Source organism: Deltaproteobacteria bacterium, assembly GCA_016177765.1.
Lineage (GTDB): Bacteria > UBA10199 > UBA10199 > JACPAL01 > JACOUP01 > JACOUP01.
The window spans coordinates 465,552-489,883 of record JACOUP010000008.1 but is presented as its reverse complement, the minus strand read 5'-3'; the positions used below and the strand labels follow the sequence as shown (position 1 = coordinate 489,883).

The following is a 24,332-nucleotide window of genomic DNA, read 5'->3' as shown; positions in this document are numbered from 1 at the left end:
CCTTCGTGGGGTTTCTTCAAAAAAAACTTCTCTCCCGTTTGACGAAGGGGGAAACGATCGATCTCCGTGCCGATGGCAAGGCGGGGAGTGGTCTCGTGATGATCCTTCAGGCCTTTGCCGAGGCGGTCTCTCTCGAAGGGACCTATCAGGTCCAGGAGTGGCCTCTCTTCAGCTCGGCCAGGAAAGGGGCTAACGTTCGTGGTTTCCTGAGGATCGCGAAGGGGGAGATCCAGATGACCTGCCAGATCGAAAGACCCCACGTGGCCCTTCTCCTGAGCGAGAAGACCGGAGAGGAACTGGATTTTGCGAGCGGCTTGTCGGAAGGGATGTTTGTTGTGAACAGCGAACGGTCCCCTGAAGAGACGGCCACCTTCTTTCGGCTCTCTGGAGAAATTTATACGATTGCCGCCAACCGGTTGGGTCTGGAATATCTGGGGCATTCGATCCCGAATATTTCCGTCCTGGCGGCGTTGCACAAGGCGCTCCCCTTGGTCTCTGACGACACAATGAAGACGGCAATTCGCCATATCAACGAGAAGAGAAGACTCCCCGAAAAAATTATCCAGGCCAATGAGCGTTGTTTTACCGCTTCCCTCCAGGAGGTTCAGGATAGAGAACTGGTTCGCAAAGAATTGGACCACCCCCTCCCTGTCTTTGACAGGTACGAGGATTATCCCACCGCCGCGCAGAGCCGCCTCCGGACCAGTTTTTCCAACAAGACCGCCAACTATGCCAGGGCCGGGAGGCGACTGGTCTTCCGTGACCCGACCGATCGTTGCACCGGTTGCAGTCTTTGCATTGTCAATTGCCCCGAGGGAATTATCCGGTTTGAACCGGACCCAAAACGGGGGGTTCGGGTGACCGGCGCGGACACCAATCAGTTTTGTAAACTCTGCCGCGAATGCATCGAAGTCTGTCCCGTCGATCTCTTTGACGAAGTCGGGATTGAGGCGTTGACATGAGGCCGACTGAAGAACTCTACGGATTGTCGTTTCCCCATATCATTGATCTGGATCAGGTCAGGAAGAGGCATCACCCGCTGTATGACCGGCAAGAAAGGGTGCAAATGGATGGGAATACCGCCTCGGCCACGGCGGCCCTGCAGTTTTGGCGTGCCGTCCTCTATGCCGGTTTTCCCATAACCCCTTCGACCAAGTGGCTGGAGACGGTTGCCTCCCTGGTGAATGCCGGAAAATTTGTGGTGGAAGAAAACGGCCGGAAGGTGAGCACCAAAAGAGTCAAACTCCTGGAGGCGGAACATGCGGTGGCGGATTATCTGGTGGGAGCAGCCGCCGCCTGTCGCGAACTGATTTTTATGACCGCCACCTCGTCGGTCGGGCTCGACCATATGACAGAGACGACCAAGTCTCTGGGGGCGAGCGGTCTGGGAAACGTCATGCTGGTCAACGTCTACCGGGCCACCGCCAACTTTCCGATTTGCATCGAAGGAGACCCCTCAGATGCCTTGTCCCACCGGGATGATGGCTGGATCCAGGTCGTTTGTCGCGGCAAACAGCAGATCTACGACACCATGATCCAGTTGCCGGTGGTCGGGATGGACCCCGAGGTGATGATCCCGACGATGCCCGGATTTTACGGCCTCAAGGACAGTCACCGGAGCGAGCCGTTTTGGGTCGAACCGGACCGGAAGATCCATGAGTTTCAGGACGGTTTTTTGCCGAAACAGTGTCCTCTGCCAGGGTTGATTGGCGGAGAAACAGCGATGGGGAATATCGTGACGAGCGCCCACTTTCAGGGATTCAAGTGGGAACAGAAAAAACGGATGGATCAGGTTTTGGCCAGGTTTCTGAAGGTAGGGAAAAAATTTGAGCAGGAGTTTTCCCGGCCGGGTCTTGTTCCTTTTGAAAGTTATTTTATGGAGGATGGCCCGTCGCGTGTTATCGTGGCGATGGGTCCGGATGCCGGGACCGCCTACGAGGTGATCCAAAAAAAGAGAAAGGGAGGGGAAAAACTGGGGCTCGTGGTGATCCGGCTCCTGACCCCGTTTCCTTCAGCCCTGCTTCGGGAGTTACTCCAGGGGTCGGCAGAGGTGGGGGTGGTCAACAACGCCTTTCATTCCGAAAGAGGGCACTTGACCACCCTTGTCTCCGAGGCGTTGAACAGTCTTCCGATCAAGACCACCGGTTTTTTTGCCGGGCTGGGTGGTGCGGATATTTCAGTCGGTTCCTGGGAGAAGATGATCGAACTCCTCCCAAAGATGAAGGTGGGAGAGAGCTGCTTTGTCCATCAAGGGGAAGCCCTGTGACAGAAAGAAAAAAAATCCCTTACAAAGAAATGGCGGAGAAGGAAAGTTGTTTTCGCCCCGGCTCGACCCTCTGTGTCGGTTGCATGGAGTCGATCGCCTTTCAGAACATCGGCCGGGCGACCGATAACGGGATCAAAACCATCTACACCCTGGGGACCTTTTGCGGGGAGGTCTCGACCCTCTACTGGCCGGATGTGATCGCCTGGGGGAGGGGGGATGAATCGCCGAAAGAGTTTTCCAAATCATTTTCGATCATCCATAACGTTTTTGAGTCGGCGCCAACGGTGGCGGAAGGGATCAGGGATACCGCCGACCTGCTGACAGACCTTGGAGCATTGAAACAGCCGGTTCAGGTCGTTTCAAACTCGGGAGATGGCGGGGCCTTGGTGATTGGCCTCCGTTCCCTCCTCCATACGATCCAACGGCGTTCACGGATCACCATTGTTGTGCTGATCAACGAATTTTTTGCCAACACCGGTTTTCAGTATGCTGTCACCGCAACCCCCTATGCCGATACCGCCACAACCCCCTCGGGGGATTTTATTCCGGGGAATTTGAGCGAGCCGATCAACCATATCGGCCTTGCCTTGATGGCGGGGGCCGGTTTTGTGGCGCAGGTCTCTCCCGCCTTTCCGAAGGAATTCACCGAGGCCTGTGAAAAGGCGCTCGCCTGTCCGGAGACGGCGGTGATTTTTGTTCCTTCCCCCTGCATCACCGGTTGGAAATATGAGGAGGGGAGAACCGTGGAGCTGGCCCGGCTCGCCTCCGAGACCGGTCTCTTCCCCACCTTTATCAAGGAGAAGGGGAAAGAGGGTTTTTTAAAACATGTCTCGCTGGACCCAGCCCGCCGGACGCCGGTAACGCGATTTCTATCACCGCAACGCCGGTTTCATCACCTGGTCCGTGAAGGGAAGGGTGATTCACCCAAAGGCGGAGAACCGGTGGTTATTGAAGGGCGGGAAAAGGAGATTGCTTCCATCCAGCAGTGGGTGGACAAAAACCTTAAAATCCTGAAGTGCCTGACGACCTGGGATGTTTAAATTACTTTCCCGGCTCGGACGGGGGAGTACCCATCGGTGCCTCACCCATAGGTGGGTGTTGCCACATCCCTGATCCTGTCCCCGGCCGGGCGCAACTCTTCTGGTAGCAGAGGTAGCCCAGACAGAGGATCGAAAGGAGCGAGACGATCACGACAAGGCCGCCGAAAAACTTTCCGGTCTTCTTGCAGAAAAACTCGGTCCCACAGGCCTTGTTGAGGAGAAGAAGCCCCGATACCAGGGCGATCAGGTTCAGGGCGATGGCGGCATGGGCGCCAGAAGCAAAATGAGACGGCATCATCATAAGTCCTCCCTTTTTAGCGGGGGCCCCGTACGACCTTCGGTCTCCGATGGCCCCCGTACCCCCGCGTTCGTGCCGGCTTTAGCCGGACACTCACTTTAGACAAGCCACCTCATAGCATAAGAATTGCCGGATGTCGAAAAAAAATAATGGTGAGTAAAATAGTATGATTAAGATCATGGCCTCTGGTTTCCTTCCTCTATAAGGAAGGGGCCATGCTTCATTGGCTTCCCGAAAATATCTCTACCTACGGCCACCGGATTGACGGGATCCTTCAGGCAATCGCCTGGATTGTCGGGGTCTGGTTTCTCCTTGTTGAGGCGGTCCTCTTCTATTTTTTGATCCGTTACCGGCGCAGGCCCGGTGTTTCGGCCACCTATCAACCAGGGACAAAATGGAGGCCGCTCCTCTGGCTCCTGGTCCCAGCCATTCTGATCCTCGGTTTTGATCTGGGGATTGATTTCATGCAGGGCCCGGTCTGGACGGAGATCAAACAGTCTCTGCCTCAACCGGATCAAACGATCCGGATCAAGGGGCGCCAGTTTGTCTGGGAGTTCACGCATCCGGGGCGGGACGGACGGCTCGATACCGCGGACGATATTCTGGCGACCAATCAACTGACCGTTCCGATCAACACAAAAATCCAGTTTGAACTCCAATCGGCCGATGTCATTCACAGCCTCTGGATCCCTAACTTGAGGCTCAAGCAGGATGCCGTGCCGGGGAGGACGATCCCTGGTTGGTTTGAGGCGACTAAAGAAGGGACCTTTCCGGTCGCCTGTGCGGAGCTTTGCGGGAGCGGTCATGGGGTGATGAAGGGGGAGATGCGTGTCCTGAATGCGGCCAATTACCAAAAATGGCTTGAAGAGGAGACAAAAATTGGATCACGCTAAAGAAAGTTTTTGGAGGCGCTACGTTTTCTCTGTCGATCATAAGATGATCGGCAAGCAGTACCTGATCACCGGTCTCCTGATGACGCTCGTCGGCGGGTTTCTTGCCTTTTCCTTCCGGCACCAACTGGCCTGGCCGGGGGAATCGGTGCCGCTCATCGGCCCGATCGGACCGGATCAATACAACGCCTTCGTGACGATGCATGGGACCATCATGGTCTTCTGGGTCGCGATGCCGATCCTCCTTTCCGGATTCGGCAACTTTCTCCTCCCCCTGATGGTTGGGGCCCCCGACATGGCGTTCCCACGGCTGAATGGGATGTCGTACTGGGTCTTTTTCTTGAGCACCGTGGTCCTGATCGCCTCCTTCTTTGTCCCGGGAGGGGCCGCCTCCGGGGGGTGGACCAGTTACCCGCCGCTCTCTGCTGAACCGGGATACACCGGTGTCTTCTGGGGTGGTCATCTCTGGATCCTGGCGGTGGCGCTGGAATTTACCTCGATGCTGATGGGGGGAATCAATTTTCTGACCACGACGATCAGCATGAGGGCCAAGGGGATGAGTTTTTTCCGCCTGCCGATCTTTGTCTGGATGATCAATATCGCCTCACTCCTCTTCCTGTTTTCGGTCGGACCGCTCATTGCCGGGGCGTTGATGTTGCTTGCCGATCGTCTACTCGGCACCGGTTTTTACCTCCCGGCCTCCGGCGGGGACCCTCTTCTTTTTCAACACCTCTTCTGGTTTTTTGGTCATCCGGAGGTGTACGTCCTGCTCCTCCCTTCCCTGGGGATCCTGGCTGAAATTTTTCCCGTCTTTTCAAGAAAACCGCTGTTTGGTTACAAGGCGATTATTTATTCAACCATCGTCGCAGGAATTTTGAGTTTTCTCGTCTGGGCCCATCATCAGTTTATCAGTGGTATTGATCCAAGGCTTGCCGCCCCTTTTAGTGTCACCACCATCCTGATCTCCGTGCCGTTTGCGATCATGCTGTTTGCCTTCATTGCGACGCTCTGGCGCGGTTCCATCCAGTTTTCAACAGGGATGCTCTTTGCACTTGGGATGATTGCGGAATTCATGGTGGGGGGGGTGACCGGAATTTTTAACGGCTCTTCCGCGGCTGATATCTACCTGCACGATACCTACTTTGTTGTAGCCCATTTCCACTTTACCCTTTTCCCGGTGACCTTTTTGGGGGCGTTTGCCGGGATCTATTACTGGTTTCCAAAAATGGTTGGGCGATTTTTAAACGAGACCTGGGGGAAGGTCCACTTCTGGGTCACCACGCTTTCCTTCAATGTGGTTTTTCTCCCGATGTTTGTGATGGGGCTCGCGGGGCACCAGCGGAGGATCTTTGATCCAACCCTCTTTGACTACCTTCAGAAGCACCAATACCTGCACGTGATTGCGACGATCGGGATGATGGTGATGTTTGCCGGGCAGATTCCTTTTGTCATCAATTTTGTCGTGAGTCTCTTCCGCGGCCGAAGGGCGGATCGGAACCCTTGGTCTGCGGCGACGCTTGAATGGGTGGCTCCCTCCCCACCGGGGCACGGCAATTTTGATACAGAACTTCGGGTGGTCCGGGGTCCTTATGAATACAGCCTCCCCGGCCAGCAGAAAGATTGGTTGGGGCAGACCGAGTAATATGAATGAACAAAAAAACAGATGGGGGGTGTCGGGGGGAGAGCGGTATCTCCCACCGACTTTAGCCAGGGTCGGGCTTTGCCCGCCCTGGCGAATGGGTATCTGGTGGTTTCTCGGTTCGGAAGTCGTGGTCTTCGGGGGGCTGATCGCCTCCTACATCCTCTATCGTTTTCATCATCCGGAATGGGGGGTGGAGGCGGCGCATACCCTCTCTTCCATCGGGGCGATCAATACCGTTGTCCTGCTGACCAGTAGCTTGACGATGATTCTTGCCCATCACCGTGTTGAAGGGAAAGAGCTTGCGGGGGCCATCCGATTTTTGGGCGTTACCATTTTACTGGGCTGTCTCTTTCTCGGGTTTAAAAGTTACGAGTATCACCACGAAATCAAGAACGGTTTTGTCCCGGCCAGAAGTCTCTTCTGGTCTTTTTATTATCTGATGACCGGCCTTCACGCCCTGCACGTGATCGGCGGGCAGGTCGCAAACCTGGTCGTCTGGCAGGGGTTAAGAAAGGGACGGAGTCTTCACAGGATTGAGTCAGTCGGGATTTACTGGCACTTTGTGGATGTTGTCTGGATCTTTCTGTTTCCACTCCTCTACCTGGCTTCTTCGGGAGGGGTCCGATGACCGAGAAATTTCTTGTCACCATCTGGGCCGCTCTTTTAGGGTTATTGGGGGTGAGCCTGGTTCTGGGGCATCTTGGCAACGTTTTTTTGGCGACCGTTTTGATCTTTACCATTGCCATTTTTAAGGCGTGGCTGGTGGGGGCCTATTACATGAGGCTTAAAGAGGAGCCTCGTTACATCTTGTGGATCCTTTTAGGGGGGGTCGGGCTCATCGTGATTCTCTATTTCACGCTGGTTCCGGATATCATCCATGTCTACGGACGATAGATCGACAAAAATAGCCATGGCCTTCTTTCTGGCGGCGGAGGGGATGTTCTTTGCCGGTTTGATCAGTGCCTATTGGGTTTTAAGGGCCCAGTTTATCTCATGGCCGCCGATGGGACAGCCTCGTCTTCCAATCACTGTTACCGCCGTCAATACTGTTATCCTCTTGCTCAGCGGTCTGGCGATGGGGCAGACCGGCGCGGCCTTGAAGCGGGGAAACCTTGCCGGGTTGGTCTGGTGGTTGGGGCTTTCAGCGCTGGGGGGGCTCTTCTTTTTGGGGATCCAGGGGTACGAGTGGATTCAGCTGATCCGGTTTGGGTTGACCACCGCCCTGAATATTTACGGAGGGACCTTTTATATCATTGTGGGGGCCCATGCCGCTCATGTCATGGCGGCGTTAGCTGTTTTACTGGTTGTCTTTTTCAGGGCGGTGTATCGTCGTTATTCGGCACTAAACCAGGCAGGGGTCATTGCCGCCCGGATGTTCTGGATTTTCGTCGTCCTTGTCTGGCCGATCCTTTATGCGCTCCTCTATTTTTAGCATCCTGTCTCTTTTCTTTCCTGCCCTCGCGTTGGCCTGCCCCTCCTGTTACTGGGCCGATGCCCGGAATCTCTGGGCCTACTACGGGAGCACAATCCTGATGAGCCTCTTGCCACTCCTCCTTCTCGGCGTTCTCGGGTGGTGGGTTTATCGGTTGATGAAGTAATATCATTTAAAATAAACCACTTCCACGCGTGCCTGGTACAAATGACCCTCGTGGTGCCAGGCACGCGTATAACGCATTAAAATATAATGTTTATTTGGAGAGTCCTAGTCGACGCGCGAAACTTTCCGAGCCGATATAAGCTGCTTTGCTAAATTCATGTTTTTTTTGATCTTCGCCGGGAAGGATCATGGTCACAAAATTTTTATAGTTTTCTTGCCTTATTTTGTCTTTACTTCCCAAAGCTAAGTAACTGACATGTGAATCGAGTATGGAATTGGGTTCTCCAAAGGCATAAAATCGATAACCACCCCATTGCCAATTATCCGGTTTCTTGATGATTCCCGCACGAATAGGGTTTCGATCCATGTATCGCATAAGGCTCAAGGCGTATAAGTCTGTTTGCACAGGGATGCTTGTATAGCGGTCCAGCCAGAAATGACCTTTCCTATTCTTGCGCTGATTGTAGTCCTTGGCATAGTTCCAATTAATGAGGTGCATTGTCTCTTGGAGAGGAGTCTTCTCAGAAGGCTGGAGTAGCAGATGAACGTGGGAATTCATGAGGACATAATTATAGAGTTTAAAGCGATGCCTCTTTTTAAAAAAGGAGAGGGTGTTTAAATACCTTTCAAAATCTTCCTTGGTTTCAAAATGAAACGCCTCATTATTACAGCGGACAATAATGTGATAATGAAGTTGGTTTTCCTGAATTCGTGGTAGTCTTCCCATGCCAAAGGTATAAGCAAACTACATGCCAAGTTTTTTGAGCACGGAAGTCTGAAGAAGTAGTTCGATTTTCGTACTGACAGTTCGATTTTAGGACTGTTAATACCTTTGCTGATCAATATGTTTAAAGCGTGCCAGGCACCGGGTATTTTGCCAAGTCTTATGAGGTGGTTTATCTCAGTAGTTAGCGCTCCCTTTTATTTGGGACCGGCTCTTTTTCTCGCCCCATTTTCTTATCCAGCGGCGATGGGATTGATGAAGAGATGGGTTTCGCTTCAACTCCATATTTTTAAAATACAGGTTCACGTGGAAGACCGGAATCAGGGGGTCTACAACAATCCGCCATATCTTTTTGTCCATTTAAATCAGGCGAGTCTCATTGAGGTGTTGCCCTACGTTGTAGCGATGCCGGTTCCTTTCCGGATGTTTATGAATATCGGATATGTCCTTTTACCTTTTGTGGGTTGGCTTCTTTGGCTTTTAGGAGGGGTGGCGATCTTTCGTCAATGGCGTTGGCAGGCTTTGAGAGGATTGAAGAAAACTGCCCGTCGTATGCGTCGAGGGATGAATTTTGGAATTTCCATTGAAGGGCAGAGAAGCCGGGATGGTCAGTTACAAAGGTACAAAAAGGGTGCCTTGATTCTGGCGAGAGAGGCAGGGGCGACCCTTGTTCCATTAGTGATGCGAGGGGCGAGAGAACGATTGCCATTTGGAGAGTGGCGTGTTCGCCCAGGATCGGTTGAAGCCGTTTTTGATCAAGTAATCACTCCTGTAGAAATCGCTTCCTTGGATAATGAAACCCTCCTTCACCGCTTGAAAACAATAGCCGAAAGAGAGACCCACTTTTAACAGTAAATTTTTCTACTATTTTTCAATATGTTACACGCGTGCCTGGTACAAATGACCCTCGTGGTGCCAGGCACCGGTGTTAGCTCTTGATCCCCTTTGCAAAGATTTGCAACGTCTTCGTGTAATCCCCAGGCTGGATTGCGACTTCAATGAGGGAAAACCGGTCAGAGCGATGGGCGGTTTGCAGGGCTTCCTGGAATTCCTTGGGTGTCTTGACGGAAAAACCGTTTCCTCCCCAGCCGCGGGCCATCTCAGCATACGGCCAGTTGGGGATCTTGTTGTACCCTCCTTCTGGGAGAAACGGCTCCAGCATCCCCCATCGGTTGTTATTGAGAAGGATGACGATCGGGTTGATCTCGTAGCGGGGGCATTGGGCCAACTCCGTCCCTGTCATCTGGAAGGCCCCATCACCAACAAGGATCAAGGGCCTCTCGCCGGTTCCAATCTGAATTCCTATTCCAGAAGGGACGGCGAACCCCATCGTGGTATAATAGGCGGGGGCCATCACCCTTTTAGCGTTTAATTCGTAAGAGATAAAAAGAGAGTCTCCTGTGTCGGCCACAACAATCATCTGTTCCTGGGTCTTAAGAAAATAATTAAGGTGATCAATCACCTGCCCAACGGTAATCGGCCCATTCCCTGTGGGAGGGGGGGCAATGTCAGGGGGGGGTATTTTTTCAAAATGCCGGGCCTTCTGTTGGACAGGGCCTTCTAGAATTCGATCCAGAACTTTTTCGAGAGGGGCATTTTCGTACTTGTGGTGCTGTATTTTAACCTCTCGGCCGAGGCAGAGCATCACATTCTTTGGATCGACATCTTTCAGGCGCACCGCCATGTTTGTATCTGTGAGGATAACCCCCAGCATGAAAAGACAATCCGATTTCTCGACGGTTTCACGCACCAAAGGAGGGCAGGCGGCGCCGAGGTAGGTGCCAAGGTATTGGGGATGGTCGTACGGGTAAGTCCCGCGGGCGAGGAATGTGGAAACCACCGGGATGCCCCACTGCTCTGCAAACCGGACCACTTTACCGGCCAATTTTTTGCGATGGACCTCAATGCCGACGACCAAAACCGGTTTTTTGGCCCGGCTGAGCCGGTCGCCAATTTCGTGAGCCGCTTCTGTCACCGCCTCCTCATTAACCGTCAGGAGAGGCCTCTTTTTTTCTGTTGGGACCCGAATCTCTTGATGGATGGCCCCTCGGGGGATCTCCAGATAGACCGGTTTCATGTACTGGAGAGTGCATTCAAGGGCGTGGTCAATTTTTTGCGCCGCTGTGGCAGGATCGTCCAGAACGGCGGCGTATTGGGTGACCTCTTCAAAAATTTTTAACTGGCTTGAGGGGGATTTGACCTGGTGATGGACCAGGATGCTTGCCCTTTCTTTTTCTTCCCGACTCGGTCCACCGCTCAAAACAAGGAGAGGGGCCATTTCTGCATAGGCACAGGCGACCGGATTGAGGACGCTTAGACCACCTACCCCATAAGTAACGCAGACAACCCCCAGTTTTCCGGTGGCTCGCGCGAAAGCTTGGGCTGCAAATCCAACACCTGGCTCCGTGGAGAGGGGGATGAATCGAAACCCATTGGTCGTCTCCAGTTCGTGACAGAGGTCTAGAATGTAGTCACCGGGGATCCCAAAAAGGGTAGAGACACCGAGTTCTTTGAGGGACTGGGTGAGATAGTTGCCCAAGGTTGTCATGAGGCTCCCATTATCAAAGGATTTTGAGTCAGGTCAAGTTGAGATCCTGGGCCTGTCTTGTCTGACATCTTTGAGCGTTGTCTCTTTGGCCCAGCGGAGGAGCCTCCCTTTCATCCCTTTCCATTGGTTGTGAAGGAGACAGGGGTTCTTCTTGGGGCATTTTTTCCAGCCGAAGAGGCAGCGATTCGATTCAAACTCGGAACCGACGGCGGCCAGAATCTCGGCAAAACTGATTTTGGAGAGGGGACGCGTCAAGAAAAACCCCCCTCCGCGGCCGTGCCTCGCTTCGAGGAGCCCTGCCTTGACAAGCTGTCTCATCACCTTGGAGAGAAAGGCCGGAGGAACATGGGCCTTTTTGGCAAGATCCCTGGCCCGAAAAGGGCCGCGGGATCTCTGGACCGCCATCTCCGCCATGACACGAAGGGCATATTCAGCAGTTTGCGCCAAGAGCATGTTTTCAACCTAGAAGTTTTTTTATCCCCCTCAACTGATCACAATCATGTTGAGAACTGATTCTCATCATTACCGCTGTTTGAATGATTATCATAATAGATATCATCATCCATTATTACCAGGATCTTGTGTCAACGAATGGGGGAAAGATCAAATGAAACGGATCGACAGGCGTCAATTTCTCAAGATGGCAGGGGCTGGCGGGGTGGCGACCGCCTTTCTTTCCTCTCAGGCCTATTCCTTCCTGAAACCGATTGTTGGGGTGGACAATCCGCTGGAGTTCTACCCCAGTCGCGATTGGGAAAAGGTCTATCGGGATCAGTACCGGTATGATTCCTCTTTCACCTTTGTCTGTTCCCCCAATGATACCCATGCCTGCCGGGTCAGGGCCTTTGTCCGGAATGGTATCCTTGTCCGTACAGAACAAAACTATGATGTCCAGCGGTATTCCGATCTTTACGGCAACAAGGCCTCCCCCAATTGGAATCCGAGGATGTGTCCCAAGGGGTATACGCTGGCCCAACGGATGTACGGGCCGAACCGGCTCAAAGACCCGCTAGTGCGAAAAGGGTGGCGTGAATGGGCGAAAGACGGTTTCCCCTACCTGACACCGGAGTTGAAGAAAAAATATAAATTCGACAGTCGTGGGAGCGATCAACTGCAGGTGATCTCCTGGGATGAGGCGTTTGATCTGGCCGCCTCCGGGATGATTGCGATTGCCAAGATGTATGATGGTCCGGAAGGATCGAAGCGGCTTGCCGAAGAAGGGTACGTTCCTGAGATGGTCCAGCGGATGGAGGGGGCCGGGGTTCGGGCCCTTAAATTCCGCGGCGGGATGGGACTCTTGGGCGTCATCGGCAAATTCGGAATGTTCCGTTTCTCCAACATGATGGCGCTCGCCGACAGTCATATCCGGGGGGTTGATGAAAAAGAGGCGAAGGGGGGACGCAGTTGGGACAATTATACGGAACATGGCGATCAGGCCCCCGGTTATCCTTTTGTCCACGGCCTTCAGACATCCGATTGCGATTTCAACGACCTTCGCTTCACCAAACTGCATATCCAGTGCGGCAAGAATCTGGTGGAAAACAAGATGCCGGAATCCCACTGGTTCATCGAATCGATGGAACGCGGCGCCAAGGTGGTGACGATCACCCCCGAGTACAGCCCGCCGGCGACTAAATCGGATTACTGGATCCCGGTCCGCCCTGCCTCGGATACGGCCATCTTTTTAGGTGTTGCAAAGATCTTGATGGATCGGAAGATGTATGACGCCGACTTCGTCAAACAGTTCACCGATCTCCCGCTCCTGGTCCGGACAGACAATTTAAAACGCCTCCATGCCTCCGAGATTTTTGCTGGTTATCAGTCAGGACTCAGGGAAGAGGGGGCCAGTTTTAAGGAACAAGGGCTGAAAAAAGATCAATACGAAAAGTTGGGGGACTTTGTCATTCGCGATGCCTCGAATGAATTTAAAGCGGTAACCCGTGACGATGTCGGAGGGCATCTGAAAGAAAAGGGGATCGATCCGGTTCTGGAATGGAAAGGGGCCGTGAAGCTAGTGGATGGCACAACTGTCGAGGCGATGACCCTCTGGGAGGCGTATAAAATCCATCTGAAAGATTACGATCTCGACTCCGTTGCCGAGATCACACAGGCGCCGAAGATGCTCATCGAACAACTGGCCAAGGATTTTGCCACCATCAAACCGGTAGCGATTCATATGGGGGAGGGGATCAACCACTGGTTCCATGCGACCGAGGTGAATCGGTCCACCTACCTGCCGCTCATGCTGACCGGCAACATCGGGAAAAACGGCGCCGGTTCATTCACTTGGGCTGGCAATTACAAATCGGCAAATTTTCAGGCCTCTCCAGAGACTGGCGCGGGGCTTGGGGTTTGGGTCGCCGAAGATCCATTTCACTCCGCGCTCGATGCCGGCACTCCGGGGAAAAAGGTGCCGGTCAAGAATTATGCCCTGGATGAAGGGGCTTCGTACTGGGCGCATGGCGATCATCCCCTGATTGTTGAGACGCCAAAGTTTGGTCGCAAGATTTTCACCGGTAAAACCCATATGCCGACGCCGACAAAGGGGATGTGGTTCACCAATGTGAATCATATCAACAACTCCAAGTGGGCCTATCAGGTCATCAAGAACGTCCTGCCGACCTGCAACATGATTGCCGTGACCGACGTCGAACTGAACGGCACGATTGAATACTGTGACATCGCCTTCCCGGCCAGCTGGTGGGCGGAGATCGAAAACTATGAAGTCACCTCTTCCTGCTCCAACCCGTTCCTCCAGACCTGGAAGGGATCGCTCAAGCCACCTCTTAACACGAAAGATGATGTGACCATACTGGCCGGTGTGGCCAAGAGGATGGGGGAGATCTTTAAGGACAAACGGTTTGAGGATTACTGGAAGTTTGCCCTGAACGGAAAGACGGAGGTGTACATTCAAAGACTGCTGGATGCTTCGTCAACTCTGAACGGTTACCAGTTCAAGGATATTATCGCCGGCAAATATGGGGAACCGGGGGCGGCGCTGATGCTCTTTCGGACCTACCCGCGCGTTCCTTTTTGGGAACAGATCCACGAAGACAAACCGTTTTTTACCGATACCGGGCGCCTCAACAGTTACTGCGATATTCCAGAGGCGATTGAGTACGGGGAGAATTTCATCGTCCACCGCGAAGGGGTGGAGGCAACGCCGTACCTTCCCAACGCGATTGTTTCGTCGAACCCGCTCGTCCGGCCGGAGGACTATGGGCTTTCAAAAGAGGAGATGGAGGCGGAGGCCCGTCATGTCCGGAACGTGAAAATGCCCTGGAGTGAGGTCAAGCAAACGAAAAACCCGCTTTGGGAACAGGGGTTTCATTTTTACTGTGTGACGCCAAAGACGCGCCACACTGTTCATTCCCAGTGGTCGAATGTGACCTGGAACCGGGTCTGGGCTTCCAATTTTGCAGATCAGCTCCGCGAAGATAAACGACAGCCGGATGCGGCCGATCACCAGGTCCATATCAATCCCCAGGCGGCGAAGGATTTGGGGATCAACGATGGGGACTATGTCTATGTCGATGCCAACCCGGCCGATCGTCCCTACATCGGGTGGAAGAGGGAAGACCCGTTCTACAAGGTGGCGCGGCTGATGCTCCGGGCGAAATACAACCCGGCCTACCCGTATCATGTGGTCATGATCAAACATGGGACCTGGATTGCGACTGAACGGACCGTGAAGGCCCATGAAACACGCCCCGACGGAAGAGCCCTGTCCGAAACCGGTTATCAGGCCAATTTCCGCTACGGTTCCCAGCAGAGCATTACCCGTGAGTGGGCGATGCCGATGCATCAGACCGACACCCTCTTTCACAAGGCCAAGATCGGCCAGAGGTTTATTTTTGGAGGAGAGGCGGACAATCATATGATCAACACCGTCCCCAAAGAGACGCTTGTTCGGGTGGTGAAGGCGGAAGATGGCGGACTTGGCGGGAAGGGGAAGTGGGAAGGGGCGACGACCGGTCATACGCCAGGGGAAGAAAACAGGGAGATGCAGGTCTATCTGGCAGGCGGGTTTGTGAAAAAGGGGTAACCATGGCTGAAAAAGAGTTTGAAACCGAAGATCCGTTTGAAATGGTCCAGGCCTTTTTGGAGGCACCGGCCGATGACCGGTTTTACGAGGAGATGACCCGGACCTTTGTTGAGGAATACCTGATGATGGGGTGGGATGATGAGGAGGTTTTCTCTCTTTTTAAAGATCCCTTTTACCGCGGAACGCATGATGTCTTGAAAAAGAAGGGGGAGGAGTTTGTGAAAAATATTATTCATGAGGTGAGAAATGGCTAAGGTTTACAACTGGCAGATCGGGCGCGAGATGGATTACCCGTATGAAGGGGTCCATCCCAAAAGACAGTTTGCCGCCGTCTTCAATACCAATCGATGCATTGCCTGTCAGACCTGCTCGATGGCCTGCAAGTCCACATGGACCTTTTCCAAGGGGCAGGAATATATGTGGTGGAACAACGTCGAGACAAAACCGTACGGCGGCTACCCTCGAAACTGGGATGTGAAACTCCTCTCAATGCTGGCCAAGGCGGACCCCAGCGGACAAAAAACCATCTTTGAAGCAGCCCCAGAGGGGCAAAACGTTTTGGGGTATCTTCCCACCGATCGTGAATGGAAGGCCCCAAACCTCTACGAGGACACATCGACCAAATACAATTCGGGAGGTCCGCTCGGTCTTTCCGGGGAAGGGGTCAGTCTCCCTGAACATAAGGCCTGGTTTTTCTATCTCCAGAGGATTTGTAACCATTGCAGCTATCCAGCCTGTCTTGCCGCCTGTCCAAGAAAGGCGATCTACAAAAGACCGGAAGACGGGATTGTTCTCATCGATCAGGAACGGTGCCGCGGCTATCGCAAATGTATGGAGGCCTGCCCCTACAAAAAGCCGATGTTTAACACCGAGACCCGTGTTTCGGAAAAATGCATCGGCTGTTACCCGCGCGTGGAAGGGAAAGACCCGTTGCTCAAAGGAAAGAGGATGGAGACCCGTTGCATGTCCGCCTGTGTCGGACAGATTCGCTTGCAAGGGCTTGTTGATCTGAATCAGGACGGGTCTTGGACGGAAAATCGCAAGAGCCCCCTTTATTACATGATCAAGGTGGCGAAGATTGCATTGCCGCTCTACCCGCAATTTGGAACGGAGCCGAACATTTATTATATCCCGCCGCGCTGGGTCCCAAAGGCCTACCTCCACCAGATGTTCGGCCCCGGTGTGGATGGGGCGATTGACAAATACCTGGCACCCGATCGGGAACTGCTGGCAGTCCTCCAACTCTTTCGTCGAAGCCAGGAGATCATTTTTCGCTACGAGATTGAAGAGGGGCCGAAGGTTTATGAAAACTTGATCCATGGAAAACCGTTTACCTTGTACAACGATACGGTCATCGCCTTTAGTGAGGATGGGAAGGAGATTTTCAGAACGACCGTCGAGGAGCCGGTTCATATTCGGCCCAAGGAGAGAACCAATGCGGTCTAACTTTTTAAAACTTTTTTCAATCCTTCTACTCTTTGGGGAGATGACCGCCTGTGCCAAGGTAAAAATGGATCCGGAGGCGGAGGGCCAAATCACAAAACTGGAAGCCCAGGGAGATCTGATTTTGGTGAAACGGATCCAGGAGACGGTGCCGATCGATCCCTTCGATGCGGCCTGGCAAGAGGCCAAGGCTGTGACCATCCCCCTCGGTCCGCAAATCTCTGTGTCTCCCCGTTCCGCTGGGGTGAATCACCCTGATGGGGTGAACCACCCCTATAAGAAGTTTGACCTGACCGTCAGGGCCCTTGGCAACAATAAGGAGGTCGGTCTCCTCCTTTCCTGGAAGGATGCCACGGTGGATGACCGGGAGAGTGGTGTCACCCTTTTTAGGGATGCGGTTGCTGTCGGATTCCCGATGAATCACGACGGGTCTCCCCTTCCTTATATAGGGATGGGGAATCCAGGGAACCCTGTCAATATCTGGCACTGGAAGGCATCTTTGGAGGCTCCGGACGGGCCAAACCCGATCCTCCGCAGCGATCTGCTTGAGGCCGGTTATCCGATTAATCACCGAACGGGTGAAGAGGCTGGTAATCCAAAATCGATCTCTCGAAAGGCAGATTACGTGGAAAATCTGCTCGCCGAAGGGTTTGGAACCCTGACCTCGACCCCGTCCGAGGGGCTGATGGGGCGTGGCCTCTGGAAGAATAATGAATGGCAGGTGGTGATCAAGAGACCGAGGAATCCGAAAGGGTCAGCGGTGGCTTTGAGCAAGGGGTTTGTTCCGATCACCTTTGCCGTCTGGGATGGGGCGATCAGTGAGAGGAACGGGATGAAGGGGCTCACCCGATGGCGGTTCCTCCGGTTCGAGGGAGAAGCGGTTCCGAAGAGGGCCCTTCAAAACCTGGTCATCGATTCGATTCCAGGGGCCAATGCCTCCCGAGGAAAACAGCTCACAGTCGATCTAGGGTGTGTTTCTTGTCACAACCTGCCATTGAGTCCCGCGACCAATGTCGGTCCTGACCTGACCCACGCCGGGATGATCCATCGTATTGAATACCTCCTGGAGTCGGTGAAAAATCCGAATGCCGTTATTGTCCCCGCCCCCGGTTACTACGATCCTAAAACCTTGACGTCCACGATGCCGTCGTTCGGTGACCAGGTCCCGGACAAGGATTACAATGATATTGCCGAATACCTAAGGAGTCTCCAATGAAGAGTGATTCACTCAAAGACGAGGCCTTAATCTATAAAATTCTTTCCTCTGTTTTTCACACCCCGGACGATTTGTTCCTTCGAGGATTGAGTGAGACCGCTCTCTTTCGCAAGGCGCTCAAAGGGGCGTCGCTCAAATCACTTCAGGCGGAGCATACGCGTCTCTTCTCGCTGACCGTGGCTGGCGGAATTACCCCCTATGAAACCGAATATGGTCACAAGGATATCTTTTTCAAGACACAGCGAATGGCCGATATCGCCGGGTTTTACCGCGCCTTCGGTTTTGAGGTTGCCGACTCGGCCCACCAGCGGGTGGATCATATCGGCGTCGAGCTGGAGTTTATGCACTGGCTTAGGCTCAAGGAGAAAAGGGGCGAGGAAAAAGGATTGCCTCAACAGGCCGAGTTATGTCGGGAGGCGGCAGAGAAGTTTATGACCGACCACCTTGGACGCTGGGGCTCGTTTTTTGGGAGTCAGACGGCCGAGTCGGCCCAGCACCCCTTTTATCGTGAAGTGGGCCATCGGCTGGCACAGTTTGTGGAGTCAGAGTGTCGGCGTCTGGGTGTCACGCCGGAAAGGGTGATTCACCCAAGGGTCATTCACCCTGGAGTCACCGGCTGGAGTCCTGACCCAACCATTTCATCAACGCAATTTGAATGTGGAGGATGCCAAGATGTCTCCTGAAAGGGTGCTTCACCCAAGTGTGACCGATTTTTTTGCAAAAGATCACGACCGCCTGGATCTTCTCTTCAAGAATTATCGGGAGATGAAGAGGACAAATAGGGGTGAGGCCAAGAAGAACTTCGTGCAATTCAAGTTTGGCCTGCAAAGACATATTATCTGGGAGGAAGAGATTCTTTTTGCGATTTACGAATCAAAAACCGGGATGAGGGATGTCGGGCCGACGGCCGTGATGCGCAAAGAACATCGCCTCATCGGTCGGGCGCTGGAGGCGATCCATGGCAAGGTCGGGCAGGGGAATCCGGATACGGAAAAAGAAGAACAGGATCTGCTCGATCTCTTAAGCCCTCACAATATCAAGGAGGAAAAAATCCTCTACCCGGCGATCGATAGTGTGATCAGTCCTCAGGAGCTCTCTTCTGTCTTTCAGAAAATGGAGTCTTTGCCGCCGGAGCGGTATGAAAAATGTTGCTAAGGGTGATTCACCCAAGGGTGGTTCACCCGAGGAGGTTTTATGCGTTTAGGACCATGGGAGATTGCGATCATTGTGGGGGTGCTGATTCTTATTTTCGGCCCGAGCAAACTCCCCGCCCTGGGAAAGGGGCTCGCTGATTTCTTAAAAAATTTCAAGGGGGGGATGAAGGAGGCCGAGAAGGAGACAAAGGAGATTAAGGACCAGTTAAAACTTTAAAATGTTTCTGATCTTGTCCCCCTAAACCCCTCGACTTCGCTCGGGGCATGGGGAACGGGACGGGGCGATGTTGGAAACGGCATCGCCTCCCGATGTAGGGGCAATCGATGAATAGCCCTTGCTGAATTGGAAAAGAGCCTATGATTACCGCCAATGAGGCACATAAAATCATCCTTGAGAATGTTGTCCCCCTTGGGGAAGAGGCGTTGTCATTGTGCCAAACGCTGTTCCGACGGCTCGCCTCGCCCATTTTTGCCCCAATTTGTCTCCCGCCTTTTACTCATGCCGCTATGGATGGTTTCGCAGTGCGTAGCGGCGATACAAAGGCGGCTTGTCTCTCCTCGCCGGTCTCGCTCGAAGTAGCCAACACGGTTGGGGCAGGTCCTGTAAGGGCGACCGGCCGGTCGCCCTTACTTTCGAACCAAGCCGTTCGAATTATGACGGGGGCTCCTCTTCCAGCAGGAGTGGATGCGGTTGTTCCGTTCGAGGAGGCCCAATCCGAGGGGAAAAGTTGCCGTCTCTTTAGGTCTGTTGTTCATGGCGATAACGTCCGCAAGGCGGGGGAGGATGTTTTAAAAGGGCAAAAGATTTTGGAAGTGGGTGAGCGGATCACCCCCAGGACCATTGCCCTTCTTGCCTCTGTTGGGATTCAAAATATTTCTGTCTTTCGTCAACCCCGGGTGGCGATTATTTCCACCGGCAGTGAGCTTGTCGAACCGGGGCGTCCGCTTTGTGATGGAGAAATTTATAATAGCAACGGTCCTGCCCTGATCTCTTCTCTTCAGGAGATAGGGCTTGAACCGGCTGTGGTCTCGAAGGTGTCTGATATCGAGGAGGATCTGGCCCAAACAATCCAACAACAGTTGAAGTATGATGTTTTGATCACCATGGGAGGGGTCTCCGCTGGTGACTACGATCTGGTTCCCAAGGTTCTTCAAAAGCTGGGGGCCAGGATCCTTTTTCATAAAGTGGCAATCAAGCCTGGGAAGCCGTTACTTTTTGGAACCAGAGGTAAAACGGTTGTCTTTGGTCTTCCGGGTAATCCAGTTTCTGCCTACATGGTCTTCGACCGGTTTGTAAGGCCAGCCCTTCTCAAGATGATGGGGGCCCGCCAACCTTTTCGCGAGAGGAGGGTTGCCGAGGCCGAGGAAGAACTGGCCGGGACGAAAGGAAAGGAAGATTATCTACGTGGGGTCGTCAACTATATTGGGGGACACTACCTCGCCCGGTCAGCGGGGGTTCAAGGGTCGGCAAGGCTTCTGCCGCTCGCCAGGGCAAATGCGACGCTGATCATCCCGGCCTCCCAAGAAAAAATTCATAAAGGGGAGTCGGTTGAGATCGAACTCTTGGAGGGGGAGCGATGAAGATCAAACTGCTTTTTTTTGCGACGCTCAAAAATCGGTTTCGGTCGGAAGAGGCAACTGTCGAGATTGATCGACCCTGTCCCGCCCAGGAGCTCTTTCTCAGGCTTTTTAGTGATCGTTCCGAGGCGGGACGGTTTCTCCCGTCAACCCGTTTCGCCGTCAACTGTGAGTATGTGCCGTCGGAGACGCTGGTTCACGATGGTGACGAACTTGCGTTTATCCCCCCGGTGAGTGGAGGCTGAAATGATTGAGATCACAGAAAAGCCGATCGAGGTCTGGAAACTGTTTCAATCGGTCGCCACGAAGTCGGCGGGCGCCATCGTCCCTTTTATCGGCACCGTTCGTAGTGAGGATGGTATTGAAGGACTGTTTTACGAGGCGCATCGATTGATGGCAGTTCGTGAGATGGAAAAAATCGTACAATCGGCAAAAGAAAAATGGCCCATTGAAAAGATTGCTGTTGTTCATCGAATCGGGTGGGTGCCGGTGGGGGAGGCGTCTCTGGTTATTGCCGTTTCCTCTCCCCATCGAAGGGAGGCCTTCGAGGCCTGCCAGTTTATCATTGATGAAATCAAAAAAGGGGTTCCGATCTGGAAAAGTAAGGAGAAAAAATATGCCCAAAATTTCTGACGTGACCGGCGTCATTCTGGCAGGTGGCAAATCATCCCGCTTTGGCTCCAACAAGGCGTTTGCCCTTTTCAAGGGGCGGCCTCTTATCGAAGGAATTTTGGAGGTGATCGGTTCGGTATTCGGCGAAATTCTTTTGGCCACCAATACCCCCGAAGTTTACACTCATCTTCAGTTGTGCCAAAAGACGGGGCCGCTGACGGGGCCCCTGATTATACAAGACGAGGAACCGGACCAAGGGCCGCTTGGGGGGATTTTTGCCGCCTTCCGCCATACCACCAACTCCAGGATCTTTGTTGTCGGGTGTGACATGCCGCTCCTTGATCCGGCGGTGATCCGGCAGATCGTTGCGGTGGAGGATGAAATCGAGGCGGTGATCCCTTGGGTGAAGCACCCCCATCATCATGGAGAGCCGCAGTACCTGATGGCCCTCTATTCGCGGCACGTTTTACCTCACGTCTGTCATTGTCTTAAAACGGGAAAACTTTCGATGAAGGAATTTTGCACCCAGTTGACTCAGGTCAGGTGGTTTCCTGTCGAGGGGGATTCCTGTCTGAGTGTGAACAGGCCTGAGGATTTGAAATTATTGGAGGAACGGCATGCTGATTGATCGTTTTGCCAGAAAGATTGATTACCTCCGTCTCTCCGTGACAGAGCTTTGTAACATCCGATGCTCCTACTGTATGCCGCTTGAGGGTGTTGTGCGAGCCTGTCATGAGGAGATCCTTTCCTTTGAAGAGATTATCCGGTTGGCGAGAATCCTGGCCGGTTTGGGGATCCGGCGTATCCGGTTGACCGGGGGGGAGCCGCTCGTCAGAAAGGGGCTCCCTGAATTGGTGAGAGAGCTCAAGGCGATTCCGCAGATCGAAGAAGTTCTGCTCACAACCAACGGGATTCTCCTCGCGCCACTCGCCAAAGAATTGAGAAAGGCCGGCCTTAAAAAGGCGAACATCCATCTGGATAGCCTCGATCCCGAAATTTTTAGAAAGATTACCCGATGGGGAAATCTTGGGGATGTCTTGAAAGGGATCCAGGAGGCAAGACGGGTCGGTCTTTCACCGATCAAGATCAACATGGTGGTTCAAAAGGGGATCAACGATGGTGAGGTCGAGAAACTCCTTGAATTTACCGCGCGGAATGAACTTGTCCTCCGTCTGATCGAACTGATGCCGATCGGACCGGCCCGACAGCTGGCACCGGGGCTTTTTGTTCCCTTGGAAGAGGTGAAGAAACGCCTCAGGCAGAGGTTCACCTTAATCCCCTCAACGGAACGGGTGGGGAGTGGCCCTGCGGTCTATTATAAGGTGGGTGAATTGGGGACGCTGGTCGGTTTCATCAGTCCGGTGTCCGAGCCGTTCTGTGGCAGTTGCAACCGGGTCCGGATCTCCAGCGACGGCCGATTTCAGGATTGCCTCGCCTATGACGGTTCTTTTTCCCTGCGGGACTTTCTCCGCAATGAAAATTTTACCGACGAGGGAATTGCCAATGAGGTTGTTTCTCTCTTGCAGGGGAAAAGGGAAGGGCACGACGGTTTTTGTCAAAGCGATGGGGAGCGGACCCCCTGCATGTTTGGGATCGGGGGATGACTGAAAGGAGGGTTTTATGATCGACATTTCGGAAAAGATTGAAACACTCAGGACAGCGATCGCCGAATCGAGAGTTTTGGCCAGACAGGAAACGATCGCGCGGGCGGAGAGAGGAGAAACCCCCAAAGGGGATGTTCTTGATGTGGCCCGTGCGGCCGGTGTCATGGCGGCCAAGAAGACCTGGGAATTAATCCCCTACTGTCACCCGCTACCCCTGGATTACGTCGGCATCCGGTACGAATTGGGTGATGGAAAAATTATTATCAGGACGGAGGTGCGGACTGTTGGCAAGACCGGTGTTGAAATGGAGGCGCTGACAGCGGCCTCTGTGACCGCGCTCACCATTTATGACATGCTCAAAGGGATTGATAAGGAGGTCGTCATCGGCGAGACCAGGCTTCTGGAAAAACATGGAGGGAAGAGCGACTTCAAAGAAGAGTTCTTAAAACCGCTCTGCGCCGCTGTCCTGGTGACCTCTGACGGCGTCTCGTCCGGGAAAAAGGAGGACAAATCAGGGAGGATCATTGCGGAGGAGGTACAAAAATTTCCGGTCACTGTTCGACATTATGAGGTCGTGCCGGATGATAAGACCGAGATCCGGAGAAAACTGCTCGGCTGGACGGAGGAGGGGATCGATCTGATCCTGACAACCGGTGGCACCGGTCTGGGGCCGAGGGATCTGACCGTGGAAACGGTGCGTGAATTGATCGAACGGGAGGTTCCGGGGATTGCGGAGGCGATCCGTTCCTACGGCCAGCGGCGGACCCCCTATGCGATGCTCTCAAGAGGGGTTGTTGGCGTGCGCGGCAAGACACTGCTGATAACACTCCCCGGTTCTTCGCGCGGGGTGAAGGAATCGATCGCCGCCGTTTTTCCAAACGCCCTCCACATTTTTAACATGATGAAAGGGGGAGGGCACTGATGGAGCTCTGGATCGTTCTTGTTCCTCTATTCTTTCTGACCGCCCTGATTTATTCCATGGCCGGTTTCGGCGGTGGCTCTACCTATCTGGCCCTGCTCGCTTTTTTTTCGGTTCCTTATCAATCCATGCCGCAGACGGCGCTACTCTGCAACCTGGTGGTGGTTTGCGGGGGTTGTTGGTTTTTTATAAAAGGGGGACATTTTTCGCTGCGACGAGTCCTGCCGTTTGTGGTGAGTTCGATCCCGATGGCTTATTACGGGGGAACAGTCCCGATAGGGAAAAAATTGTTTACCCTCCTTTTGGGGATTTCCTTAGCCGTTGCCGCTTTGCGAATGCTTTTATCCGGGTACTCTTTTGAAAGACGAACAGAACTCTCTTGGCGAAACGCCTGGGTTACGGGGATTCCGATCGGTGCTGTTTTGGGTTTTTTTTCAGGCTTGGTCGGGATCGGAGGGGGGATCTATCTTTCCCCGCTTCTGATGATTCTCGGATGGGCCGATTCCAAAGAGGCCGCCGCGGCCGCCAGTTTTTTCATTCTGGTTAATTCCATGGCCGGCCTGATCGGGCAGTTTTCAAAAAGCGGACTCTCTTTTGAGATCTCGGAGGTTCTTCCCCTGTTGGTTGCCGTTTTTCTGGGGGGGCAGATCGGCAGTCGTCTCGGTTCTCAAAAACTCCCAAGGCTTGCCATCCAAAGGATCACCGCCCTCCTCATCCTGTATATTTCGGGGAGACTCCTTCTCCAAAAATAAGTAT

General features: G+C 53.4%; 28 protein-coding genes and 1 riboswitch. Of the genes, 24 read left to right on the top strand and 4 right to left on the bottom strand.

The window, feature by feature from the left end:
- Positions 1–5 precede the first annotated feature (5 nt).
- From HYS22_04805 to HYS22_04795, 3 genes are read left to right on the top strand one after another with little or no spacing between them, the layout of a single operon-like run.
- Positions 6–962 carry a 2-oxoacid:acceptor oxidoreductase family protein gene (locus HYS22_04805; GenBank protein ID MBI1909469.1) on the top strand — a complete coding sequence of 319 codons (957 nt, stop codon included), beginning with the start codon at positions 6–8 and terminating at the stop codon, positions 960–962.
- Positions 959–2,266, top strand: a complete 1,308-nt coding sequence (locus HYS22_04800) for a hypothetical protein (protein ID MBI1909468.1) — start codon at positions 959–961, stop codon at positions 2,264–2,266. The genes HYS22_04805 and HYS22_04800 overlap by 4 nt, the downstream gene beginning before the upstream one ends.
- The gene (locus HYS22_04795) at positions 2,263–3,306 is read left to right on the top strand and encodes a hypothetical protein (GenBank protein ID MBI1909467.1); all 1,044 of its coding nucleotides are present in this window, start codon (positions 2,263–2,265) and stop codon (positions 3,304–3,306) included. Before HYS22_04800 ends, HYS22_04795 begins: the two co-directional genes overlap by 4 nt.
- Before the next feature lies 1 nt (position 3,307).
- Here the strand turns inward: HYS22_04795 and HYS22_04790 are convergent, their stop codons facing one another.
- Positions 3,308–3,607 carry a hypothetical protein gene (locus tag HYS22_04790; protein MBI1909466.1) on the bottom strand — a complete coding sequence of 100 codons (300 nt, stop codon included), beginning with the start codon at positions 3,605–3,607 and terminating at the stop codon, positions 3,308–3,310.
- A gap of 212 nt (positions 3,608–3,819) precedes the next feature.
- Between HYS22_04790 and coxB the strand changes: the two genes are divergently transcribed.
- Genes coxB through HYS22_04760 form a run of 6 tightly spaced genes read left to right on the top strand, consistent with a single transcriptional unit; the run spans position 3,820 to position 7,734 of the window.
- On the top strand, positions 3,820–4,497 hold the full coding sequence (gene coxB, locus HYS22_04785; protein MBI1909465.1) for a cytochrome c oxidase subunit II: 678 nt from the start codon (positions 3,820–3,822) through the stop codon (positions 4,495–4,497).
- Positions 4,442–6,136, top strand: coding sequence for a cbb3-type cytochrome c oxidase subunit I (locus tag HYS22_04780; protein ID MBI1909464.1), 1,695 nt, complete (start codon positions 4,442–4,444; stop codon positions 6,134–6,136). The genes coxB and HYS22_04780 overlap by 56 nt, the downstream gene beginning before the upstream one ends.
- Position 6,137: 1 nt before the next feature.
- Complete coding sequence (locus HYS22_04775) at positions 6,138–6,764, top strand: cytochrome c oxidase subunit 3 (protein MBI1909463.1); 627 nt, start codon at positions 6,138–6,140, stop codon at positions 6,762–6,764.
- Positions 6,761–7,030: a cytochrome C oxidase subunit IV family protein gene (locus HYS22_04770; protein MBI1909462.1), complete on the top strand. Its 270-nt coding sequence runs from the start codon at positions 6,761–6,763 to the stop codon at positions 7,028–7,030. Before HYS22_04775 ends, HYS22_04770 begins: the two co-directional genes overlap by 4 nt.
- Entirely contained in the window at positions 7,014–7,568 is a 555-nt protein-coding gene (locus tag HYS22_04765; protein ID MBI1909461.1) for a heme-copper oxidase subunit III, read from the top strand. Before HYS22_04770 ends, HYS22_04765 begins: the two co-directional genes overlap by 17 nt.
- Positions 7,549–7,734 (top strand): hypothetical protein, encoded by a 186-nt coding sequence (locus tag HYS22_04760; GenBank protein ID MBI1909460.1) that lies wholly within the window; start codon positions 7,549–7,551, stop codon positions 7,732–7,734. The genes HYS22_04765 and HYS22_04760 overlap by 20 nt, the downstream gene beginning before the upstream one ends.
- Positions 7,735–7,824: 90 nt before the next feature.
- Here the strand turns inward: HYS22_04760 and HYS22_04755 are convergent, their stop codons facing one another.
- Positions 7,825–8,460 (bottom strand): transposase, encoded by a 636-nt coding sequence (locus HYS22_04755; GenBank protein ID MBI1909459.1) that lies wholly within the window; start codon positions 8,458–8,460, stop codon positions 7,825–7,827.
- A gap of 252 nt (positions 8,461–8,712) precedes the next feature.
- On the opposite strand from HYS22_04755, the gene HYS22_04750 reads away from it, so the two are divergent.
- On the top strand, positions 8,713–9,306 hold the full coding sequence (locus tag HYS22_04750; protein MBI1909458.1) for a 1-acyl-sn-glycerol-3-phosphate acyltransferase: 594 nt from the start codon (positions 8,713–8,715) through the stop codon (positions 9,304–9,306).
- 79 nt (positions 9,307–9,385) lie between these two features.
- On the opposite strand, the gene HYS22_04745 is transcribed toward HYS22_04750, so the two are convergent.
- Both HYS22_04745 and HYS22_04740 read right to left on the bottom strand, forming a co-directional pair.
- A complete protein-coding gene (locus tag HYS22_04745; protein ID MBI1909457.1) occupies positions 9,386–11,005 on the bottom strand; it encodes an indolepyruvate/phenylpyruvate decarboxylase in 1,620 nt (539 codons plus the stop codon).
- A gap of 33 nt (positions 11,006–11,038) precedes the next feature.
- The gene (locus HYS22_04740) at positions 11,039–11,452 is read right to left on the bottom strand and encodes an Rrf2 family transcriptional regulator (protein MBI1909456.1); all 414 of its coding nucleotides are present in this window, start codon (positions 11,450–11,452) and stop codon (positions 11,039–11,041) included.
- Between the two features lie 160 nt (positions 11,453–11,612).
- Here HYS22_04740 and HYS22_04735 point away from each other — a divergent pair, with 160 nt between their 5' ends.
- From HYS22_04735 to HYS22_04670, 14 genes are all read left to right on the top strand, one after another.
- A complete protein-coding gene (locus HYS22_04735; GenBank protein MBI1909455.1) occupies positions 11,613–15,050 on the top strand; it encodes a molybdopterin-dependent oxidoreductase in 3,438 nt (1,145 codons plus the stop codon).
- A gap of 2 nt (positions 15,051–15,052) precedes the next feature.
- The gene (locus tag HYS22_04730; GenBank protein ID MBI1909454.1) at positions 15,053–15,304 is read left to right on the top strand and encodes a hypothetical protein; all 252 of its coding nucleotides are present in this window, start codon (positions 15,053–15,055) and stop codon (positions 15,302–15,304) included.
- Positions 15,297–16,496, top strand: coding sequence for a 4Fe-4S dicluster domain-containing protein (locus HYS22_04725; protein MBI1909453.1), 1,200 nt, complete (start codon positions 15,297–15,299; stop codon positions 16,494–16,496). Before HYS22_04730 ends, HYS22_04725 begins: the two co-directional genes overlap by 8 nt.
- On the top strand, positions 16,486–17,709 hold the full coding sequence (locus HYS22_04720; protein MBI1909452.1) for a c-type cytochrome: 1,224 nt from the start codon (positions 16,486–16,488) through the stop codon (positions 17,707–17,709). Before HYS22_04725 ends, HYS22_04720 begins: the two co-directional genes overlap by 11 nt.
- On the top strand, positions 17,706–18,392 hold the full coding sequence (locus HYS22_04715) for a molecular chaperone TorD family protein (GenBank protein MBI1909451.1): 687 nt from the start codon (positions 17,706–17,708) through the stop codon (positions 18,390–18,392). Before HYS22_04720 ends, HYS22_04715 begins: the two co-directional genes overlap by 4 nt.
- A complete protein-coding gene (locus HYS22_04710; GenBank protein MBI1909450.1) occupies positions 18,382–18,864 on the top strand; it encodes a hemerythrin domain-containing protein in 483 nt (160 codons plus the stop codon). The genes HYS22_04715 and HYS22_04710 overlap by 11 nt, the downstream gene beginning before the upstream one ends.
- Before the next feature lie 39 nt (positions 18,865–18,903).
- On the top strand, positions 18,904–19,080 hold the full coding sequence (locus tag HYS22_04705) for a twin-arginine translocase TatA/TatE family subunit (GenBank protein ID MBI1909449.1): 177 nt from the start codon (positions 18,904–18,906) through the stop codon (positions 19,078–19,080).
- A riboswitch (molybdenum cofactor riboswitch) is annotated at positions 19,074–19,199 on the top strand. Its footprint overlaps the gene before it by 7 nt.
- Before the next feature lie 21 nt (positions 19,200–19,220).
- Positions 19,221–20,444, top strand: coding sequence for a molybdopterin molybdotransferase MoeA (locus tag HYS22_04700; GenBank protein MBI1909448.1), 1,224 nt, complete (start codon positions 19,221–19,223; stop codon positions 20,442–20,444).
- Positions 20,441–20,686 (top strand): MoaD/ThiS family protein, encoded by a 246-nt coding sequence (locus HYS22_04695; protein MBI1909447.1) that lies wholly within the window; start codon positions 20,441–20,443, stop codon positions 20,684–20,686. Before HYS22_04700 ends, HYS22_04695 begins: the two co-directional genes overlap by 4 nt.
- A 1-nt stretch (position 20,687) precedes the next feature.
- Positions 20,688–21,074: a molybdenum cofactor biosynthesis protein MoaE gene (locus HYS22_04690; GenBank protein MBI1909446.1), complete on the top strand. Its 387-nt coding sequence runs from the start codon at positions 20,688–20,690 to the stop codon at positions 21,072–21,074.
- Positions 21,058–21,681 (top strand): molybdenum cofactor guanylyltransferase, encoded by a 624-nt coding sequence (locus tag HYS22_04685; GenBank protein ID MBI1909445.1) that lies wholly within the window; start codon positions 21,058–21,060, stop codon positions 21,679–21,681. Before HYS22_04690 ends, HYS22_04685 begins: the two co-directional genes overlap by 17 nt.
- Positions 21,671–22,657, top strand: coding sequence for a GTP 3',8-cyclase MoaA (gene moaA / locus HYS22_04680; protein ID MBI1909444.1), 987 nt, complete (start codon positions 21,671–21,673; stop codon positions 22,655–22,657). The genes HYS22_04685 and moaA overlap by 11 nt, the downstream gene beginning before the upstream one ends.
- A 16-nt stretch (positions 22,658–22,673) precedes the next feature.
- Positions 22,674–23,579: a bifunctional molybdenum cofactor biosynthesis protein MoaC/MoaB gene (locus HYS22_04675; GenBank protein ID MBI1909443.1), complete on the top strand. Its 906-nt coding sequence runs from the start codon at positions 22,674–22,676 to the stop codon at positions 23,577–23,579.
- Positions 23,579–24,328 (top strand): sulfite exporter TauE/SafE family protein, encoded by a 750-nt coding sequence (locus tag HYS22_04670; GenBank protein ID MBI1909442.1) that lies wholly within the window; start codon positions 23,579–23,581, stop codon positions 24,326–24,328. Before HYS22_04675 ends, HYS22_04670 begins: the two co-directional genes overlap by 1 nt.
- Positions 24,329–24,332: the final 4 nt, after the last annotated feature.